Source organism: Leeuwenhoekiella palythoae (genome assembly GCF_020310025.1).
GTDB classification, from domain to species: domain Bacteria; phylum Bacteroidota; class Bacteroidia; order Flavobacteriales; family Flavobacteriaceae; genus Leeuwenhoekiella; species Leeuwenhoekiella palythoae.
Genome location: NZ_CP084318.1, coordinates 1,244,454 through 1,264,832 on the forward strand (window position 1 = coordinate 1,244,454; position 20,379 = coordinate 1,264,832).

The following is a 20,379-nucleotide window of genomic DNA, read 5'->3' on the forward strand; positions in this document are numbered from 1 at the left end:
AGTGTTAATTAATTTCCGAAATTATATCTTAATGTTATTCCTGAACGTATGGTGGTTTGCGGGTATGCGGTTGAAATCGCATACGTGGCAAACGCGTGATCATAATAAAAGATCGCGGTTAGGTTTTTACTCAACGCGTAATCTGCCTTAAATGTCAAGCCATAAATATCCTGACCGGCCGTTATCTGACTATTTTCAAGATCTAAATAACGCACAATGGTCTCATTTTGCCGCAACGACAGGTCTGCCCTAAAATTTAAATCACTTTTTAAAACGGTTTGTCGTCCTGCAATTCTGGTGGCAAATCTAATATCTTTTAGTCGATATCCCAGCCCTATTATGTATTCGTTTCCGTGAATTTCGGTAAGCAAGTTATTATCAAAACTCAATGACAGGGTACGATCTTTTCTCAATTCGGCTAAAATCTTTACTGAATTATTCATCTCAAAATCCAGTCGCACCAAGGGTGAAAATAATTCGGTTAAGTTGATATTTGAATACAACGTGGGGTTCAAAAAGTCTCCCGCCTGATTGGTTTGCGCATCGCTAGGATCATTATTCAAATCCCGATCATAATTTAAATTTGTACGGAATTGATTGATCGTATAACCCGCCTGATACCCGTGATTGATAGAAAAACGCTTAAACCGTTTTTTAAACCAATCTAACTTCATCAACCCGGTGTATTTTAAATTCCAGTTAGGCAACGGAAAACTTCTAAACGCGCCTAAAGAAACATTTGAAGCATTCCCTGGCGTGTATGCCGATAAAAATGCGGGCAACAATACACGCTGACTCGTGCGACCAAAGCCCACCGGATAGCCATTTTCATCTCTTGGGTACTGGTCATTCCCATAAAAGTCCTCTGCAAGACGCTCAGCGATCACAAGGCGATTGCTTCGGAAACGATTAAAATTAGCCGATGATTCTAGCGAACTCGAGTTAAACGCTGTACCGATCATTAAGGTAGAAATACTGTAATTCCCTAATGTGTTTCCGGTAAGGCTATTGTACTCTAAAGTCGTCGGGTTTACTCTATAGTTTTCATTATAGGTTTCCTGATAAATACGATTCATATTAATATCGATCGTAAGATCTTCAAGAAAACTCGTCTGTGCCTGAATGTCTAGATTTCGGTTTTCAACTTCGCTATACTGCTCATTATATTCTTGGTATAAGGTAAGCCAACCTTGTCTCGCAGCATAATCTCTAACCTCTGCCTGACTTCCGAATACAAAAGCTGTTGTAGGTCGCACTGTACCTAAAAAGCCTACTCCAGGCAAATACCCGGGAAGATAGGTCCCATTATTTTGCTCATAATTAACCTGAATACGCTTAATACCGGTTGCAATACCTATCAATGTATTGGTAGCCTTTTCGCCGGCGCTCAACGTATTCTCTTCTTGCTGTTGCTTAGGCTGTGTTGGTGTCCCTAAGGTAGGAACAGCCCGACTACGGTCTGATCTAGAAGAAGGGCCTGCAGATTTTTTAGACAAGCCGATCGCATCGTAAAGCGTTTTCATATCTAAGGTTGTCTGCAATGCGTGGGTATTTGCATTTTGAACCGAATTCCCAAGATCAGGTATTCCCTCTAAGGTTTGTAATTGATACGAACCACGCGTCCACTGAAAATCTGCACTGTACGAATAGGTAGATTTTACAAAATCTAAAAACGGAAGTTTGTTTACCGGCAAGTCATAATTAAGCTGCATGGTCTGATTGTGACGATCAGGTGTCCCTACATCAAAAAATTGCGAATAAACACCACCGGCGTTTTCATCTATAGAACTATCCGGATTCAAATAATTACGCACTACGCGGTTCTGATATTGATCGAGGTTGATGCGCAAGGATTTCGTAACCGGAAAGTTGATCGTAAAGTTGCGGTCAAACTGATAATTGCGTTGCAAATATTCTGGGATAGGAATAGAGCCTTCTGTCGCAAGAATATCTCTAAAGCGTTGCTGACTAAATTGTCTCGTAATATTAGATGAGATATTAACGCTAGCCGGCAAATAATTAAAGTTGAAGTCTTTTAAGAGCTTCCAATATTTGTTGGCAAATAGAGAATCATTCTTCTTAAAAGGCTCCACTGTTTTTGGCTGAAATGCCATCGTATATGTCGCTCCCGCCCGCACATTTTTATTTACTGATTGCTCAATCTCAAAATCTTTGTGTTCTTCCTGATTATGACTGTAGGCAAATGTAAAATTCTCAATATCCCACGGCATCGGTTTTTTATCTCCTGTGCGCTCTTTACGTACACCAATAAAGTTGATGCTCTCTCGCTTGGTGCGCTCAATTGCGATTTCCTTAATACGTTCACGTTCTGCTTCTGAAGACGCAGAAGCCAACCTGTCATCTAATTCTAAGTCAGTATATAACGGGTCGTATTGTGGCGTGATGGTCTCAACGCCTTTGGCGTAATTAAATGGCACTTTAATGCCCCACTTTTGCGGCAATAGTTGTCCTAAATTCACGTTGGTAACCACATCATACGACTTCACATCCTCACGAGCACGCTGATTTGGTCCCGCATCAATACTACCAAAACCGGTAGTAGATTGTCTTGCCGTTCCTGAAAACGTAGCAAAGTCTGCGAGATTAGCATCCATATTTACAATTCCGGCCCAGCCGCCTTCGTTTTGTAAACCAGACAAACGCAATTCATTAAACCAAGCTTCGGCGCATACTGTTGAGCGACCTTCGTCATTTCCATTTTTAAGCCCCAGCATCAACACGCGGACATCTCCAAAACTTGGATTCCCTTGAATACCTACTCGAACTTTTCCGGTTTCATAAGGCGTTCCGGCAGGGTCTGCGATAGGATTCCCTTCTTCATCAAAATAGGTAATCTCATCTAGTAGTGTATTATAACTACCATTAAAGAATGTCGCTTTTACTGTTTGTAGAACATCCAAAGGCACTTTGAGCTGATTAGCTTCAGGCCAAATCAGATCAGGACTTGTCGTTCCAAACGCAGTTGGGGTCAGCGGCAATTCAATCTGGTAAAAATTAGAAGTTAAGTCGGTCCCCATACGAATGATCGCGACCATTTCATTTTCTTGAATAGCCACTTCATTGATCAGAGATTCTAAGTGTATAAACATTTCTAGGTTTTCATACTGACGCATGTCTAACCTGAAATTTTTATATACCGCTCTACTATCTTGCGTTTCTAGATCGCAAACCGTTAAAGACAGCGACTGCTCATTCTGTCTAATATTGTTATTGTTATTGATAAGCTCTTCCCTGTAAACACCCGGAGGCAACACATAAGGAATAGGGTTACGATTGTTGTTTTCTTCAATATTTACCGAAGTAACTTCAAAACGCGTATTCTCAGTTGATGGGTCTGATTCGTCAGGATCAAGCGTGTATAAGTAGCGACGATAATCTCCACGCACCAAGTCAAACGCACCAAAACGCAGCACCGTAGGGTCTTCCCAGCCGCTCATATACATACGCATAAAGCGAATAGATCTAAAATCGTTAATACCACCTTTACTACCCGTAGGCTCACTGATAGGTATTTTAAATTGATACCAGGTCACCGGCATCGTATTTCCATTTTGAAGCGTCACTTCAATATCCCGCTGATCAACTATAAATTCGTTTGAAATATCAAGACTTTGCGGCGTGATTTCCATTTGATATTCATAGTAACTGTCAACAGTATTCATAGAAAAATCTCTATTGAAATCTTCTACATCAGGAACCGTGGTTGAACCTCTATCGGTTTGAGAAACATCAACCGGAGAGTTTCCTTCTAGGCCGTTATAGTTTTTATATCGGTTTAAAACCGAACCATTTGCTGCAACAAAATATTGATAGTTATCTGCCGAAGGATCTTCCAGACCGGCAAACTCCGGAAAATTTACCGCTTCTTGATCATCGCTCAGGCCGTCATATCCAACATCTTGATTGGTGCGCTGCTCACCTTCGGTATCAAAAGCATAGATCAGCGCTTGATTGGTGGGCACTTTACCCCAAGAAGTCGCAACTGTATTGCTCCCAGAGCCGTCTTGTGGCAACCCATTTTCGTATTGTTTTCGACCATCCTTCAAGACATCTTCAGAAATATTTCCTAGATCTATAGTCAAACGTCCACCGGTATTGGTTGCATTTTCAGCATAGATAAATGGATCCATTACCCAAAACTCAATGAACTCCACGTTTTGCTGCTCAAAATCTGTTGAAGCAAATTGACGCATAATGCCTCCAAAATTCTCCACCGGATTTTCTAAAATACCATCCTGAGCATCCAAACTGTAATTATACGGTCCGCGCTCTCCCGGGTAAAATGCTAGATCCAGTGTAAATAATGCCTGAGTGGTTCCTGCAATAATATCCTGTTCCGGAAAAATCTCATCTCTAAAAACACGACGCGTCGCATAAGTTGAAACATCAGCGTCTGTTATTCCATCAGGGCGCTGACTGGTGTAAAATATAGGATCTATTGTGTACCACGCCAACTTTGCGCGTTGATACCCCGTTCTCAAATCTCCATTAGAAAGTTCGCCCCCAAAATCTATAGGTGCAGAAGATAAAAACCATTGCAAAGGCGAACTGATGTCTAGCGAGGTTTGTGTTCCTTCAAAATCATCAATATACGAAGCCGCTTCCCCACCAAATTCAGTGGCTTTGGGTTGCCCCGGAATCAAATAAGCAACCTCACCTCTAACCGAAATATTAGAAGGCACATCGGTATCAATATTAGGAAGCTTGTTTACAAGTCGCGTTAAAAAGGGAACTTCGGTGGAATAATTCGCATTAAAACCAAAGATTGTATTGTTGATGGGCTCAAAGCTGTACGTTGCTTTTTGTGTTAAGGGACGCTCATTAAGATTGAGTAAAGTACCCCCAATCATAAAATTCTCATTGAACTGATGCTCTACATTTAACCCTGTAAAACGCTTGGTCTGCTGACCAAATAAAGCATTGTTTTCGGTAGAAACCTGAATAGGAACACCAGACCCCTTAAGCGCCTGATCTAAAATGATCACGCGGCCTCTTGCATAATCTACCGAATAATCTAAACCTTCCTGAAGAACACGACCTCCGGCAGTTACTGTAACCGAACCTTGTGGAATATTAAACGCACCTATAGGAATCCCCTCTTCTTGTGTGGATTTAAAAGTTCCTTGCAGTTGAAACAGATTTTTATCAGCATTGTCCTGCGCAATGGTTTTGGTAGACTCGTATAATGAAGTGTATACGTACTTGCGCTGATTGGCATTATACGTATCTGAATTCTCATAATTCTCACCTGCTGTCGTGCGCAGTTTATCAAACAGGTATTCCCCAAAAGGCTCAACCGAAGTAAAAATGATGCTTCCGTTTTGCACGTTAACCGTGATTCCTTCTTGAAAATCAAAGAAACCATCCCCTCCCACTTGCGGGTCACCGTATTGTGTGAGTCGGTCAAGGTTAAAAACATTAAGTAAGGGCGTGTTAGCAACATCGTCAGGTAGCGCCGGGCCACCTTCGGCAGGAGTAATATAATTTATTGGCGAAGGAGAGTTATAGACAATATTCATCCTAAACCCATCCGCTTCTAACTGGCCTACCCCGAGTCCATAGATGTTTTTCATCATCAGATCCCAGATGGGTTCTTCAACATCTGTGATATTACTCTTAAGCAATTTTACCACTAACGCCTGAGAAGTACCTCCCTGGCCGGGTGTTATAAAACTGTCTAAAATTCCGTCGTTATTGATATCGCTACCGTTAGTCTGATCAGCATCAGCAGCATCAGCAATCTGGTCGCCGTCAGTATCCTGACCGTTATTATTAACGCCATCACCGTCAGGATCTACATCTACAATATCAGGCACTCCATCACCGTCTGTATCTGCATAAGCGCCACTGGTAGCGTCAACGCCATCGTTAGCAAACTCCCCTACCTGATACACTTCTCCATTTACCGTATATTGAAAGGCTACCGCCAGGACCTCGTCGTTATTGAGTCGTTGATTTAAGGAGATATATCCTAATTGGGTGTTTAGGGTATATTCTGCAGCGGTCAGTTGGCGCGCATTTTCTAAAGAAACATAGTCAGATCCGTCAGCAACTTGCACTCCGCCAAATCCCTGTTGTACAGTAGCTACATCACGAATAGCAGAAGTAAGCACAGACTGGCCGGTACCATCAATACCAAACGGGTTAAAATCATTACTACTGTTGCGCGGATAGGCTCCTGCCGGAAGATTAACAAAGCCTCCCGGAATTGTAGGCAAACCTATCTTAGCAGGGTCTGACTCCCCAATATCCTGAATTGCAACAATGTTTCGGGTGTTTTCAAATCGTTGCGTACGGTTTGTAACCCAAACCTCAATACGCGTGATTTGCACATTAGAATTGATAAAAGGATAATTTGCTAATGCTCTATCGTAATTATCTCTAAAATACTGCGCCAGGAAATAATGCCGGTTCTCGTCATATTCTAACGCATAAATATCAAAATCCTGAATTGTTCCATCGCCTTGAGCAACTACTTGATTGGTTTGGGATTGCTGCTCAGAGAACACGCCTGTAATGGTTGTTTTTCCAAACTGCAGCTGTGTTTTTACCCCAAATAGACTTTGCGAACCCTGAATAAGCGCACTATTGAGCGGCATACTTACATTACCTACTTCAATCTTCTGAACAATATCATCCTCATTAGGCGTGTATTCTAATTTGATCTGATTTTGAAAATTGAAGGTCGACTCAGTATCATAAACCGCATTCACCTGCAGTCGTGATCCTACTTTACCCAGCAAGCTTAAACTGATACGCTGGTCAAAATCAAAACTGAAATTGCTTCGGTTACGCGGAGAAAAACTAGGATTATCTTGTTTGGTAAACAATCCACCAATGTCCATTTCCACCGAACCTTGTGGAGTAAATTCTATAGTATTTCCACCGAAAATAGATTCAAAAAAGTCAGATTCTACATAGTAAATAGGCAGTAAGCCGTTTTGACTTTCTTTTCCTTCTTCGGTACGGCCATCAACCGCTGCTATTTTCTGCTGAAAATAGGTTTTCATGCGCTCTTTTTTCACCAGCTCTTTAAATTCATCTGGTGTAAGAATACGCGGATAATTGATGTTGTATTGACCTAAAGTCTCGGTATAAATGTACTTGTCTGTAAGTGGATCGTAGGTATATTTGGCAACAATAGAGTTAGGGTTTTTAAGGCTCAGTTTGCCTAAACTCACTCCTGTTTGGGTAGAATCTTGCTCTTCTTCCTGTGCAAATACGGGCATAGAACACAAAAGTGTCCCAGAGATAAATAGCATTTGTAAGGAAAACCAGCGTAGTTTTGTACCCAATGTCTATTACAGTTTTTTTAGTGCTAATTTAATGATCGTCTCTACCGAAGCTTGCGGCTCATCGCGCACGATCGCCGTACAAACTTTCTCAGCCTGCTTACGCGCAAAACCTAAGGTCTCTAAAGCTGATAACGCTTCTTCTTTATTGGTATTGTCTGCTATAGGAGAAACTTCATTAATATCATAAACTTTAAGAATTTTATCTTTTAGATCTAAAATGACGCGTTGTGCGGTTTTAGCCCCAATACCTTTTACCCCCTGAATGGTTTTAACATCGCCGGTCGCGATCGCCTGTTTCACTTGACTAGGTTCAAGAGAAGAAAGCATCGTGCGCGCAATGCTCGTGCCCACCCCACTCACAGAAATTAACAATTTAAAGATCTCACGTTCAGATTTATGAGCAAAACCATAAAGTGTATGTGAATCTTCTTTGATGTGCAGATAAGTATAAAGCATAATGCTCTCCCCATCTGGCAACAACGAAAATGTATGTAGCGAAATATTTACAAAGTAGCCAATACCGTTACATTCTATAACGACATCAGTATGGTTTTTTTCGACCAACTTGCCTCTTAAAAAAGTAATCATCTGCTAATAAAAGGTTAAGGCTTCAAATGTATTAAAATTAATCAACACACCTAAAGCCTGTTCTATCTAGGTTTTATGCTTTATTTGCTTCTCCTAATAATTCTTCTTGAAGCTTTTTTCCTTTCTGCTGCGCGTCAATTACGGCAACAGCAGACATATTTACGATTTCATCTACACTTGCTCCCAGTTGCAATACATGAACCGGTTTGTTCATCCCCATCATAATAGGCCCAATATTATCAGCATTGTTCAATTCTTTAACCATTTTGTACATAATGTTGGCTGAATCGATATTGGAGAATACAAAGGTGTTCACCTTTTTCCCGGCTAGCTTTGAGAATGGAAATTTACTCTTCAACATTTCAGCATTAAGAGCAAAATCTGCTTGCACCTCACCATCAACTGCGAGATCAGGGTAATATTTATGTAAGTAGGAAACCGCTTCGCGCACCTTATCTGCCTGCGGATTTTTTGAAGATCCAAAGTTAGAATATGAGATCATAGCAATTACCGGCTCCATCCCAAAGAGACGCACCGTACGTGCTGTCATCAATGCGATTTTTGCCAATTCTTTTGCGGTGGGTTCAATATTGATGGAAGTATCTGCTAAGAATAAAGGCCCACGACTGGTGTTCATCAAGTTGGCCGCAGCTACTTTCTGAACATTTGGCGCCGAACCAATTACTTCAAGAACCGGTTTTACCGCCGAAGGATAACTGCTGCTATATCCTGTAATCATCGCATCAACATCCCCTTGCTTCACCATCATAGATGCATAGTAATTACGCTGTCTCAATAAACGCTGCGCATCATAGAGTGTAACCCCTTTACGCTTGCGCTCTTGCCAGTAAATTTGTGCATACTCGTTGAGCTTCGGTTTTTCTTCAGGAGTTTTAGGATCTATGATTTGCACATCTGCATCAAAATCAAGCTCTTCCATAAGCTCAATAATGGTCTCACGATTTCCTAACAATACCGGGACACCAATACCTTCATCGTGAATGATTTGCGCTGCTTTTAGAACATCTAGTTGATCAGCTTCAGCATATACAATACGCTTAGGCTCTGTTTTCGCACGGTTGAGTATAAGACGTACAATTTTATTATCTGAGCCCATACGCTCGTGCAGTTCGTCTTCATATTTCACCCAATCCGTAATAGGTTCACGGGCTACGCCACTATCCATCGCGGCTTTTGCAACCGCCGGCGGAACCTTTGCAATCAATCTTGGGTCAAAAGGTTTTGGGATAATATAATCGCTACCAAAGTTCAGTCTGGTTTCGCCGTAGGCAATATTCACCTGTTCAGGCACCGATTCTTTAGCGAGTTCGGCTAAGGCTTTTACCGCAGCCATCTTCATTTCTTCATTAATTTTTGTGGCACGCACATCTAGCGCTCCTCTAAAAATAAATGGGAAACCAAGTACATTATTCACTTGGTTAGGATGGTCAGATCTTCCTGTTGCCATTATGATATCGTCGCGTGTGTCCATCGCAAGATTATAATCGATCTCCGGATTTGGATTTGCCATGGCAAAAACGATCGCATTAGGCGCCATAGACTGAAGCATTTCCGGCGAAACAATATCTGCAATGGACAACCCGATAAACACATCTGCATCAACCATAGCTTCTGAAAGTGTATCAATTTTACGATCAGATGCAAACTCAGCTTTTTCCACCGTAAGGTTTGCACGATTGCTACGTATGACTCCTTTACTGTCAAGCATCACGATATTTTCTGCTTTTGCTCCAAATGCTTTATAAAGCCGCGTACAAGAAACCGCTGCAGCACCCGCACCACTTACTACAATGCGAATGTCTTCCATCTTTCTATTAGTTAGTTCGACCGCATTTAATAAGGCTGCCGCAGAAATGATGGCGGTACCGTGCTGATCATCGTGCATTACCGGAATATCAAGCTCTTCTTTTAAACGACGTTCGATTTCAAAAGCTTCAGGAGCTTTGATATCTTCTAAATTAATTCCACCAAAGGTTGGTGCAATATTCTTTACGGTTTCAATAAAAGCATCTACATCTTTAGTATCAACTTCTATATCAAAAACGTCAATTCCTGCAAAAATCTTAAACAGCAGGCCTTTCCCCTCCATCACCGGTTTTGAAGCTTCAGGACCAATATCGCCCAGACCTAAAACGGCTGTTCCGTTAGAAATCACAGCAACTAGATTTCCTTTGGCTGTATATTTATATGCGTTTTCTTTGTCTTTTTCGATCTCCAGACAAGGCTCTGCAACCCCAGGAGAATAGGCTAACGACAAATCTCTTTGTGAAGAATATTTTTTAGTAGGTACAACCGCAATTTTACCTGGCTTTGGTTTGGCATGGTATACTAAAGCCTCACGGCGCTTACTTTCTTTACTCATAATTTAAGTGTTTGCTAGTAGTACAAAAGTAAGCCTATTATTGAATCACCCTAAGAAATATCAAGGTTTCCTTGCCGCAATTTTGACAGTATCAAAATTTTAACGCTTAGCGCAATTTGATCTCATCAGACGAATAGCTCTTTTTGAGACGCAGTGCTAAAAGCGCCGCAATGATAAAAAACACACCACCAAAAAGGATCGCGTTTACCGCATTATCCCCAAGTAGATTTTTAATTATAGGGCCAAACGTAACCGTTTGTATCAGCATAGGAATCACGATCATCATATTTACAATTCCCATATAAACACCTCGTTTTTCTTCAGGAATCACTTTAGAAACCATCGCATAAGGAATACCCATCATTGCAGCCCAACCAATACCAAAAAGGACCATTGGGATGAGAAGCGCATATTCATTTGTGATGAACGGCATACTTAATAAGGCAATTCCGGTAAAGACTAAACTCAGCACATAAACATTACGAGAACCGTATTTTTTAGCAAAAGGAACTAGAGCCAGCGCCACGATCATCGTCACAAAATTATAGGTTCCGTTCATTAAACCGGTCTGTGCTAAAGCTTGCTCTGAGACCATCTGAAAATTTTGAGCAAAAGCAGTGTCTCCTGTACCTACGGTTCCGCCAGATTTACAAGCTTCCATAATTGCCTCAAAACGCTGATTATCTTCATTGGTCAAGCCATAAATACTATTGCGTAGCATGGGCGTCACAAATTGCCAGTACACAAATAGCGCATACCACTGAAAGAAATAAACGGCAGCTAGTTTTTTTAGCATCGAAGGCATATTGCCAATAGCCCCGATGATCTCAGCAAAAGGTTCTTGAATACGTTGTAAAAAGGTTGAATCTCTTTTTTCCTTTTTTAAAGCTGCTAAAGCTTCATCTGACGGAGGAATTTCAGGAGTTTTCCAAACCGACCAACTAATCGTTAACACCGAAGCTATTGCACCAAGAAAAAAGGAGTAATACACCCAAGTAGGAATATTAGAGACCGTCTCTGTCGCCGTAGAACACAATGCAGCACTTTGCTCTGCAGACGAGCCAAACCAATCCTGAAACAGAAAAAGCGAGAAGTTAGCAATGGTGATCCCGGCACCCACAAAAAGGCTCTGCATTTGATAACCAAAGGTTAACTGGTCATCATTAAGCTTATCTCCCACAAAAGCCCTATAAGGCTCCATCGCGGTGTTATTCCCAACATCAAGAATCCACAATAAACCAACAGCAAACCACAACTCTGGACTATACGGAAAGGCAAACAAACATAAGCTTCCCAAAATAGCCCCTATGAGAAAAAACGGCTTTCTACGCCCGCCCCATTTAGGCAACCAGGTTTTATCTGAAATCGCCCCAATAATAGGCTGAATCAATAAACCGGTAACAGGACCCGCAAGATTAAGCAGCGGCAAATCTGCGTGATCTGCTCCCAAAAAGGAAAATATAGGATTTATAGCAGTTTGTTGCAGTCCAAAACTGAATTGAATACCAAAAAACCCAACGTTCATATTCCATATTTGCCAAAAAGAAAGATTAGGCTTTTTTAGGGTACTCAATACTTTATTCATAATAGCACAAATTTCAAACGTTTTCGATTAGCAATTAATAATATTACGATATAAAATGCAAAAATAACTTAGTAAGCAGTGTAGAAAATAAATCTTACTCAGGATCTTTGATGTCCTCTAAGAAATCAATATTCCGCTTTAAGCCGCTAAACTTTGTACGCTTTACCGGTGACTTTTTAAAAATTTCTGAAAAAACCTCCTGGGTCAGTTCTTTCCATTCCTTTTTAGAATACTGAAGCAACTCCGGTTTGGGATTAAATAAGGGTTCTTTATGGGGTCTTGAAAACCGGTTCCACGGGCATACATCCTGACATACATCACACCCAAACATCCAGTCGTCCATCTTACCTTTAGCATAATCAGGTATTTCATTTTTTAATTCGATCGTAAAATAGCTGATGCATTTACTACCATCAACCACATAAGGATCTACAATCGCTTGTGTAGGACACGCATCAATACAAGCCGTACAAGAACCGCAATGATCAGTAACCGGAGTGTCGTATTCCAGTTCCAGATCAATAATCAATTCGGCAATAAAAAAGAACGAACCTACTTGTTTAGTTAACAGGTTACTGTTTTTGCCTACCCATCCCAAACCACTTTTTGCCGCCCAGGCTTTATCCAATACAGGAGCCGAATCTACAAAAGCTCTACCATCTACTTCTCCAATTTGCGCTCTGATAGCTTCGAGAAAACCCTTCAGCTTATCTTTGATTACAAAATGATAATCTGTTCCGTAAGCATACTTAGAAATCTTATACGAATCTTCTCGCTGGGTTTCTTCAGGATAATAATTCAGTAGTAACGAAACTACACTCTTCGCTCCGGGAACTAGCAACTTGGGGTCTAAGCGTTTATCAAAATGGTTTCCCATATAATGCATTTCACCATTTCGATTTTTATTCAACCAATCTTCAAGACGTGGCGCTTCTTGCTCTAGAAAGCCAGCCTTAGAAACACCACAACTCATAAAACCCAACTCCTTAGCTTTAGCTTTGATCCAAGCGGTATGTTTAGCTTTGGTGTTATTCACGATCTCTAGGTATAAAGGTGAGCAAGACGTCTTTGGGTTTTAATGTGATCAACGGATTAATAGCGATTGGAGATGCTTCTTCTTGAATCTTGAACTTGCAAATCACCTGACTTACCGCCAATACCATCTCATACATTGCAAAATTATTACCGATACACATACGTGGCCCAGCCCCAAATGGATAGTAATATGGAGAATATTTTAAGCTATCGTCAGCAAAACGATCCGGATTAAATGTGTCAGGCTGCTCCCAAAAATCGGTGTGCCTGTGAATTTCAAAAATGGAAAATAAAATATTGGTCCCTGCTTCAATCTCAAATTCTTCAAATTGATCGTCATCAATACTTATGCGATCAATAAAATACGCCGGCGGATACAACCGCATAGCTTCGTTAATCACTTGATTAGTATAGGTCAACTTTTTGATTTTCTTCAAGAGATCAGATTCTTCTTGTGCTTTTAATGCTTCGACATAAAGCTTTTCTTGTATTTTAGGATTTCGGGCTAAAAGAGCCGCTGTAAAAGTCAAGGCATTTGAAGTAGTCTCGTGCCCCGCAATGAAAAGTATTAAAATCTCATCAATAAGTTGCTCCTGACTCATAGCCGTGTCATCCTCATATCGTGCATCGAGCAGCATATCAAGTAAATCATCGTGACGGGTTTCGCTCGCAATACGCGCATCGATAAGCTTACTTAGAATTTGCCGCGCTTCTAAAGATTCATTTAATGCATTTTTTAAAGCTCCTGAAAGGTGAAACCACCAATTTAAATACGGCTGTCGCAATTCTTTGACCATCATACGCTGATTGCGTTCTGTAATATTTTGCAATCTGTTGATGTCTTGCTGATCAATCACATTACTAAATAACGCCTGTACAACCGTGTTAAACGCCAGATCATTAAATACCGGAAAAATATCAAAGGTTTTCTCCGGCTCTATTTTACTAAGTTCCTTCTGAATAACTTCATCTACTTTATGTAGTAAACCATGCAGGTTTTTTTTGTGAAATGCCGGCTGAATGAGTTTGCGCTGTTTTGCCCAATGCTCTCCATTTGCAGTTAATAATCCACGACCCACATATTTTGCAAGATCTTTCGTTTGAATGGGTGATTTCTGATAGTTTTTTTGATTTTTCTGAAGCGCGTGCTGCGCAAAACGGGCATCCCTTGAAAAAAGAACACTTCTGGAAAAACCGATCTTCAACTGAAACGTATCGCCTTTGGCCTCAAAATTCCGTTTATGAAAAGGCAACGGGTTTTTCAAAATGGACAAAGCCGATCTTAAAAACTGAATCATGGAAACTTTAGGAAAAGGCTTAGCCATAACTTCCGGTATTAAAACAATCCTCCTTGAATAGGACCTTTAACCCTATTCAAATGCGTATAGGCCGCTTCAGTAACTTCTCTACCGCGTGGTGTTCTCACAATAAAACCTTGCTGAATTAAAAAAGGTTCATACACCTCTTCAATAGTTTCTGCGCTTTCAGAAACTGCGGTTGCAAGGGTAGTGATCCCAACCGGCCCACCTTTAAATTTATCAATGATGGTAGCTAGGATTTTATTATCCATTTCATCCAAACCGTGCGCATCTACGTTGAGTGCCTTTAAGCCAAAACGGGCGATCTGGATATCTATAGTTCCGTTTCCTTTTATTTGGGCAAAATCCCGAACCCTTCTCAGTAAAGCATTTGCTATACGCGGTGTACCCCTACTTCTACCTGCAATCTCAATTGCAGCTTCCATATCAATGGGTACTCTTAAAATTTCGGCACTACGCTGAACGATGGTAGTCAGTAATTCGGTGTTGTAATATTGTAGTCTTGAAGAGATCCCAAAACGCGCTCGCATAGGAGCTGTCAACAACCCGGAACGTGTGGTTGCACCAATGAGCGTAAATGGGTTTAAAGTGATTTGAACCGTACGCGCATTGGGTCCGCTTTCGATCATAATATCGATCTTGAAGTCTTCCATAGCAGAATACAAATACTCTTCAACAATCGGACTTAAGCGGTGTATTTCATCTATAAATAAAACATCGCGTTCTTCAAGGTTGGTCAATAATCCGGCTAAATCGCCCGGCTTATCTAAAACCGGCCCGGAAGTAACTTTAATATTCACCCCCAATTCATTGGCAAGAATATTAGCCAAAGTGGTTTTTCCTAATCCCGGAGGCCCGTGAAATAAGGTATGATCTAGTGCTTCTCCTCTACCATTAGCAGCCTGCACAAACACTTCAAGATTTTCAATAACCTGTTCTTGACCCGTAAAGTCATCAAAACTAAGCGGTCTCAGCGCACGCTCAATATCGTATTCTTCGTGAGAAAACCCTTCTCCGGTGGGATCTAAATGCTCATTCATAAGGTAAAGATACTAAATAGGAGTGCACAGATTACTTCACGCTCCTCTAATAAAAAAAGCCCGCAAATTGCGGGCTTTTCATTATTTAACAAGAATCATTTAGTGATTCATTTCTTCTTCATTTGGCTGAAGGGGTACATTCTGAGGAACGAAATCCTGACCAGGAATTACATAATCAGTCTCATCTTCGTTCAACTTACTATAATCATAAGACCAACGGTAAACAGATGGAATCTCACCTTCCCAGTTTCCGTGAATGTGCTTCAACTCTGTAGTCCACTCTAGCGTGTTAGATTTCCAAGGGTTCTTAGGACCTTTCTTTCCATAGAAAATAGAAGAGAAGAAGTTATATAAGAACACTAGCTGAACCGACGCCGTTACGATTGCTGCAATAGTAATCATTACGTTTACGTTAGCAAGATCGTCAAAGTACGGGAATGCCGTGTTTGAATAGTAACGTCTTGGTAAACCTGCCATCCCAATGAAATGCATCGGGAAGAATACAGCGTAAGAACCTATAGCTGTTACCCAAAAGTGTACGTAACCTAAATTCTTGTTCAGCATACGCCCTTCAAACATTTTAGGGAACCAGTGATACACTCCGGCAAAAAGACCGTACAGTGCAGAAATACCCATTACCAAGTGGAAGTGAGCCACAACAAAATACGTATCGTGAACATTGATATCAAGTGTAGAATCTCCAAGAATAATACCTGTTAAACCACCGGTTATAAAAGTAGACACCAAACCAATGGAGAACAACATAGCAGGGTTCATCTGCAAATTACCCTTCCACAACGTAGTAATATAGTTAAAGGCTTTTACTGCGGAAGGAATCGCGATCAATAGGGTCGTAAAGGTAAATACAGAACCTAAGAATGGATTCATACCAGATACAAACATATGGTGACCCCAAACGATTGTAGATAAGAAAGCAATCGCAAGAATCGAAGCGATCATCGCGCGATAACCAAATATAGGTTTACGTGCATTTGTAGCGATAACTTCTGATGAAATTCCCAATGCAGGAAGTAATACAATATAAACTTCAGGGTGACCTAAGAACCAGAATAAGTGTTCAAACAATACGGGAGAACCTCCTGAGTTATGCAATACTTCCCCACCAATATAGATATCGGATAAGAAGAAAGAAGTACCAAAACTTCTATCCATTATTAATAATAGCGCAGCCGATAATAAAACCGGGAAAGATATAATACCAATGATAGCGGTCACAAAAAATGCCCAGATCGTAAGTGGAAGTCTGGTCATTGACATCCCTTTAGTTCTCATATTAATTACAGTAACTACGTAATTTAAAGAACCTAACAAAGATGAAGCAATGAAAACTGCCATTGAAACTAGCCATAAGGTCATACCCGTACCTGCAGCAGATATAGACTCAGGCAAGGCACTCAATGGAGGATAAATCGTCCAACCTGCAGCAGCAGGCCCAGCCTCAACAAACAAAGACGAGCACATGATAACAGCAGACAAAAAGAATAACCAATAAGAAACCATATTTAAGAAACCGGAAGCCATATCTCGCGCCCCAATTTGCAATGGTATTAAAAGGTTACTGAACGTACCACTTAACCCAGCGGTAAGTACAAAGAATACCATTATAGTACCGTGAATAGTAACTAATGAAAGGTAGATACTAGAATCCATAACTCCTTCTGGAGCCCATTTCCCAAGGAAAATTTCAAAAATGGTAAAACTTTCCTCTGGCCAAGCAAGCTGAATTCTAAAAAGAATAGACATTGCTATACCGATGATCCCCATAAACAAACCAGTAATCAAATACTGCTTTGAGATCATTTTATGATCGGTACTAAAAATATATTTACTTATAAAAGTCTGGTGATGATCGTGGTGCGCATGATCGTCGTGATGTGCGTGATCATCGTGAGCATGTTCAAAAGCTGTTGCGTTTGCTGACATATCTAGTTTCTTTTAAAAATCAATTTTACTGCTGAGCTATGCTCGCTTCAAAAGTTTTCTGGGTTTCTAACCAAGCTTCATAATCTTCTTGAGATTCAACTATAATCTTCATCTGCATATTATAGTGGCTAGCTCCACAAATCTTATTACAAAGTAAATAATAGTCAAATTCATCATAAGAGTCAAGTGCAGGCTCTCCGGCAGCAACTAATTCTTTACTTTTTTCTTTACGTATCTCTTGAATAGTACGCATTTTATCCTGCATATACTCAGTCTCTCTGATCTCTTCGGTAGTCACCGTAGGAGTGAATGAAAACTGAGTGATCATACCTGGAACAACGTTCATCTGCGCTCTAAAGTGTGGCATATACGCTGAATGCAATACGTCTTGTGATCTTAATTTAAAAATTACCTGACGACCTACAGGTAAGTGCAGTTCTTGAGTCACCACATCATCTTTACCATCAGCATCACTAGGATCTATACCTAATTGATTCACACCTTCGATAAAACGGACATTGGCATCTCCTAAAATGTTGTCTTCACCCGCATAACGCGCTTTCCAGTTAAAGCGTTGTGCATATAATTCAACTACAAGAGCATCTTCATCTTCCTCAAAATTCATAATATCTGACCACGTAAATAATCCGTAGATTATTAAACCAGCCAACACAATCACCGGAATAATGGTCCATATGAATTCTAATTTATCATTATCTGCATAGTATAAAGCTCGCTTTCCTTTTTCACCTTTATACTTATAAGCAAAAAAGTGTAATAGAAATTGCGTGATTACCTGCACCACCATAATAAGGGCGATAGAGATAAACATCAAGTTATCGTACTTACCACCGTGAGCGGAAGAAGCTTCAGGCAAATAGAATTTAGAATAATGCCAGAAACAATAGAACATTAAGAAGTAAAGAAACACCATAAACATCACCATCAACTTGGCATTGATACGGTTATCCTTTCCATTTGCGACATCTTGGGTATCTTCAGCAGAACTCCCTTTAGAAAGCGCATATATTTTACTCATTTGCCATATTGCTACAGCAAAAAGAATGATTACAATAAGTACTAAAAAAACGGTCATTGTTGTGTTTTTTCTGTTCGTTGATATTAATAGTGAAAATGCTCGCTTTCTACTAAGAATGGATTATTCTTAGGTCTCAACGATACTTTAGCTAATCCTAAACCTACCATTAAAATAAACAGGCCTAAGAAGAATAGTAACGCAGCGAATTCTGTGATTCCGAAAGACCAATGCGGCCCAACCGTAGATGGCATAACCAATAGGAAAATATCTATATAGTGTCCTACCAAAATGAAAACACCAGCAATTACTACGAACCAAGAAACGCGTTTGAAATCACTATTCATCAATATTACAATTGGGAATACAAAGTTGATAATAATCATTCCGAAGAAAATAGGATTATACTCTTGTATTCTTAAGATAAAATAGGTCACCTCTTCTGGAATGTTTGCATACCAGATCAACATAAATTGACCAAACCATAAGTATGTCCAGAATACACTGAAACCAAACATAAACTTAGCCAAGTCATGTAAGTGACTATCATTTACAAAATCTAGCTTACCAATCGCTTTAAGTGATACGGTAACAATTGCAATAACAGTTACAGCTGAGACAATCATACTTGCAAAAATATACCAAGCAAAAAGCGTACTGTACCAGTGTGGTGTCATTGACATAAACCAGTCCCAAGCCATTGTAGATTCCGTAACAATAAAGAAAGCTAAGAAATACACCGAATACTTAAATAAGTTCTTGTAAGGTCTATCTCCTTCAGCATCATCCATTGCAAGAGAGTTCTTTCTAGCAAAATGTCTGTATAAATTCCAACCAATAACATAGATGATACCTCTAATCAACCAGAATGGAAAGTTTAAGTATACTGATTTCTCTTGAAGAATGGTATCTTCTGCTACTAATTCGTGATTTTGCCAAGGGAAGAAATGCTCACCTGCAAAAATTACGATCAATAAAACAATCACAGATCCAGGCAGAAGATAGTTTGTAATCCCTTCCATCACTCTAAACAGCACTGGCGACCATCCTGCTTGAGCTGCATTTTGAATTGCATAAAAAACCAATGTTCCTAATGCAATCATCATAAAGAAGAAAGCAGCGACAAATACAGCAGACCAAGGCTTTGTTTGCATCTGGTGCAATACGTGCTCCATATGCTCTCCTTCACCGTGTGCCTCGTGGCCCATATCTTTATCATGTGCCATGGCTTTCTCAGAATATCCATGTTCCTGACGCGCCTCGTCAACAAAATTTGCTTCTTCGTGACTAGCTTCTTCACCATGATGCCCTTCGTGAGCGGCAAGCACTTCACTTGCTTCTTCAACTGTAGCGGGTACAGATAAAAATCCGTAGACCACACCTACAAGTCCAAGAACCATACTAATTATGGCAAAAAGTCTTAATTTACTTGATAACGTGTACATAATTTTGAAATATCCTGCCTTTATTATTCTTCAGTTTGCGCTTCAGTAGTTTCTTCCTCTCCTGCGGTTTCCTCAACACTTGCAACATCTTCAGAAGAAGCCTCGTCTATAAATGTTCTTTTAGGTTTTCCGTCAAGGGCATCTTTAAGGTCAAGCACATAATGGTTAATTAACCACAGTTCGCGCTCGGTTGTTTGAGATGCATAAGATCCCATTGTGTTTAGACCATAATAAGTAACGTGATAAACACTTCCTTCAGTAATGGCACGGCCCTGATCATTGTATGCCGGAACACCTAATATTTTCTCGCGCTTCGCTAATGTACCTTTACCGTCCCCTTTATCGCCATGACAAATTGCACAATAAATAGTATATAACGCTTTACCTTCATTGAGGTTATCTTCGGTATAGGGTACAGGGTTTTTTAAACTTGCTTTAGCTGCTTCATAACCTTCTGTGCTATTCTCGTAGCCATAAGGCATCCAACCACGCGAAACTGTTCCTTCTGCAGGTTGCATAGCTTCCATTCCGTTAGGAAAAACCTCATAATTACCATAGGTTTCATAACCTACATCTTCATACATGTTAGGCATATATTGATAGTTGGGATGATCTTTATCCTGACAAGAGGCCATAAAAACCAACATCATTACCAATGAACCTAATATTTGAATATTATTTTTCATCT

The 20,379-nt window shown here is 40.3% G+C and carries 11 protein-coding genes; all 11 read right to left on the reverse strand.

Annotated features, from left to right (window positions below):
* Window positions 1–8: 8 nt before the first annotated feature.
* Window positions 9–7,250: a T9SS outer membrane translocon Sov/SprA gene (gene sov / locus LDL79_RS05305; protein WP_225599437.1), complete on the reverse strand. Its 7,242-nt coding sequence runs from the start codon at window positions 7,248–7,250 to the stop codon at window positions 9–11.
* Window positions 7,251–7,322: 72 nt separating this feature from the next.
* Window positions 7,323–7,904 carry a Holliday junction branch migration protein RuvA gene (ruvA, locus tag LDL79_RS05310; protein WP_225599438.1) on the reverse strand — a complete coding sequence of 194 codons (582 nt, stop codon included), beginning with the start codon at window positions 7,902–7,904 and terminating at the stop codon, window positions 7,323–7,325.
* 73 nt (window positions 7,905–7,977) lie between these two features.
* A complete protein-coding gene (locus LDL79_RS05315; protein WP_225599439.1) occupies window positions 7,978–10,287 on the reverse strand; it encodes an NADP-dependent malic enzyme in 2,310 nt (769 codons plus the stop codon).
* Window positions 10,288–10,393: 106 nt separating this feature from the next.
* Window positions 10,394–11,872, reverse strand: coding sequence for an MFS transporter (locus LDL79_RS05320; protein WP_167598145.1), 1,479 nt, complete (start codon window positions 11,870–11,872; stop codon window positions 10,394–10,396).
* A 94-nt stretch (window positions 11,873–11,966) separates the two neighbouring features.
* The gene (queG, locus tag LDL79_RS05325; protein ID WP_394372607.1) at window positions 11,967–12,908 is read right to left on the reverse strand and encodes a tRNA epoxyqueuosine(34) reductase QueG; all 942 of its coding nucleotides are present in this window, start codon (window positions 12,906–12,908) and stop codon (window positions 11,967–11,969) included.
* On the reverse strand, window positions 12,901–14,232 hold the full coding sequence (locus LDL79_RS05330) for a cytochrome P450 (RefSeq protein ID WP_225599440.1): 1,332 nt from the start codon (window positions 14,230–14,232) through the stop codon (window positions 12,901–12,903). The genes queG and LDL79_RS05330 overlap by 8 nt, the downstream gene beginning before the upstream one ends.
* A gap of 11 nt (window positions 14,233–14,243) precedes the next feature.
* Window positions 14,244–15,266: a Holliday junction branch migration DNA helicase RuvB gene (gene ruvB, locus LDL79_RS05335; RefSeq protein ID WP_225599441.1), complete on the reverse strand. Its 1,023-nt coding sequence runs from the start codon at window positions 15,264–15,266 to the stop codon at window positions 14,244–14,246.
* A gap of 99 nt (window positions 15,267–15,365) precedes the next feature.
* The gene (locus LDL79_RS05340) at window positions 15,366–17,210 is read right to left on the reverse strand and encodes a cytochrome c oxidase subunit I (protein WP_225599442.1); all 1,845 of its coding nucleotides are present in this window, start codon (window positions 17,208–17,210) and stop codon (window positions 15,366–15,368) included.
* A 25-nt stretch (window positions 17,211–17,235) separates the two neighbouring features.
* On the reverse strand, window positions 17,236–18,306 hold the full coding sequence (locus LDL79_RS05345) for a cytochrome c oxidase subunit II (RefSeq protein ID WP_225599443.1): 1,071 nt from the start codon (window positions 18,304–18,306) through the stop codon (window positions 17,236–17,238).
* A gap of 26 nt (window positions 18,307–18,332) precedes the next feature.
* Complete coding sequence (locus tag LDL79_RS05350; protein ID WP_225599444.1) at window positions 18,333–19,691, reverse strand: quinol:cytochrome C oxidoreductase; 1,359 nt, start codon at window positions 19,689–19,691, stop codon at window positions 18,333–18,335.
* A 23-nt stretch (window positions 19,692–19,714) separates the two neighbouring features.
* Window positions 19,715–20,377, reverse strand: a complete 663-nt coding sequence (locus LDL79_RS05355; RefSeq protein ID WP_225599445.1) for a c-type cytochrome — start codon at window positions 20,375–20,377, stop codon at window positions 19,715–19,717.
* Window positions 20,378–20,379 lie beyond the last annotated feature (2 nt).